This is a genomic window from Jiangella aurantiaca, from assembly GCF_004349105.1.
GTDB classification, from domain to species: domain Bacteria; phylum Actinomycetota; class Actinomycetes; order Jiangellales; family Jiangellaceae; genus Jiangella; species Jiangella aurantiaca.
The window spans coordinates 1-1,766 of record NZ_SMLB01000096.1 but is presented as its reverse complement, the minus strand read 5'-3'; the positions used below and the strand labels follow the sequence as shown (position 1 = coordinate 1,766).

Sequence of the window (1,766 nt, the reverse complement as noted above, 5' to 3'; positions counted from 1 at the left end):
GGGCGTGGGGGTGGGCGTCGGCGTCGGCATCGGCAGGTACGGAACCGGCGCCGGGCTGGCCTGGCCGCCGCCGAGCAGGCAGAGCGCCAGCTCCAGCGGCGAGAGGTCGATCTCGAGGCAGATGCCGTCGTTCTCGTCCTCGTCCTCCGACGGCTCCTCGTCGTCGGTCGCCGGCTGCTCGGTCGGCTTGTCGACGGTCGGCTGGTCGGTGGCCGTCGGATCGTCGTCGGACGGCGGGCCGGACGGCTCGTCGGTGGGGAAGTCGGTGCCGGGCACCTCGGTGGCGTCGCCGCTGGGCTCGTCGGACGGGTCGCCGCCGCCCTGCGGGGTGTCGCCGGGACCGTCGGTCTCGGTCGCGCCGGGGTTCTCGGACGGGTCGCCGGAGCCCCCTCCGGACCCGGTGCCGTCGCCGTCGCCCGGCTCGGCGCCGGGCTCGTCGGACGGGTCGCGGCCGTCTCCGTCCTCGTCGTCCTCGGACTGGCCGCCGCCGGAGCCGCCGCTGCCGCCGTCACCCTCGTCGTCGGGGTCCGGGGAGGCGGAGTCGCCGCCGTCGCCGTCGGTGGGCGCGTCGCCGGGATCGGCGCTGCCGGACGACTGGTCGGGCTCATCGCCGGGGGAGGCGATGACCTGGTCGGTGGACGGGAACGGGCTGATGCCGAGTGCGCTGTCGATGCTCGGCACGAGCATGTTGCCGAGCGTTATGCCGAGAGTGGCCGCGAACGCGCAGACGATGACGACGGGGTAGCGGCGGACCTTGTCGAACAGCCAGGCGGCGCGGGAGGGCCGGGACACGCCGAAACGGGGGCCGCTGGACCTGGCTCCGTGGCCACGCCGGCGTCCCGTCGACTTCTCTTGCCGAGCCCTGCTGATCGACCGAGATCCCTTCTGGTTCCCTGGAGGGAGATCTGGCGAAATTCGCACGAAGCCGCTACAGATCGCCCCCCAGTTGCGTAACCCTACTCAGGCGCGTGGAGGCGGCAAAGGCAGTTCGGCATATTTCGTCAGTTCAGTCCACGAAGGTGGTCCGTTCGGACGGTAGACAGCATCGAGAAGTTGCGGCACAAGGCGTCTGGCCTGGGAAAACTCGGTCGGCTGTGCCGTCGTCGCGGCGGCCGGCCGCAGCCGCCGAGCGGGGTGGAACGTCCCGATTCGGGTGAATTGCAGAAGAGTACCGGTCAGTACCATCCGAGCTCCCGCAGTCGCGTCTCGGCGATGCCGAACGCGTGCCCGATCTCGTGCCCCAGCACTTTCCGTACCCGCGCGGCGACGTCGTCCGCCGTCCGGCTGACCTTCAGGATCGGGACGCGGTACAGCTCGATGCGGTCGGGCAGGCTGCCCGGCACCCGGCTGCCGATCCGCGTCCGCGCCACCCCGTGGAACTGGCCGAGTAGCAGGCCGCGGCCGTGCCAGTCGGCCGGCGGCTCGTCGTCGACCATGATCGCGATGCCCGCGACGGCCTCCTGCACCCAGTCGGGCAAGTCCTCCAGGGCCTGCGTGACCATGCCCTCGAACTCGTCGAGGTCGATCGCATCGGCATCCACGGCGCGAGTGTATTTCCGCCGGCCGGTCGCGCGCCGCCGCCTCGCAGCCCGCTCCCACTCCTGGCGCACGTTGATCTTGGAGTTGTGCGGGTATCTACCGGACATTTCGGCTCCCCTCTGTTGTCAACCGGCTCGTTTGAGGGATTGCTTGGCTGCGGGCTTCCGGGAGGGTGGGCTCGGTTGTAGCGTCGGTTTCGCGGGTCCGGGAAGTGGCTGATCCGAAGT

General features: G+C 71.2%; 1 protein-coding gene and 1 pseudogene. Both read right to left on the bottom strand.

All coding sequences use genetic code 11. From position 1 onward, the window contains the following. Positions 1–792, bottom strand: a pseudogene (locus E1262_RS30015) (hypothetical protein); the annotation flags it as partial. A 383-nt stretch (positions 793–1,175) separates the two neighbouring features. Beyond that, a complete protein-coding gene (locus E1262_RS30010; RefSeq protein ID WP_162606144.1) occupies positions 1,176–1,541 on the bottom strand; it encodes a metallopeptidase family protein in 366 nt (121 codons plus the stop codon). Between the last annotated feature and the right edge of the window lie 225 nt (positions 1,542–1,766).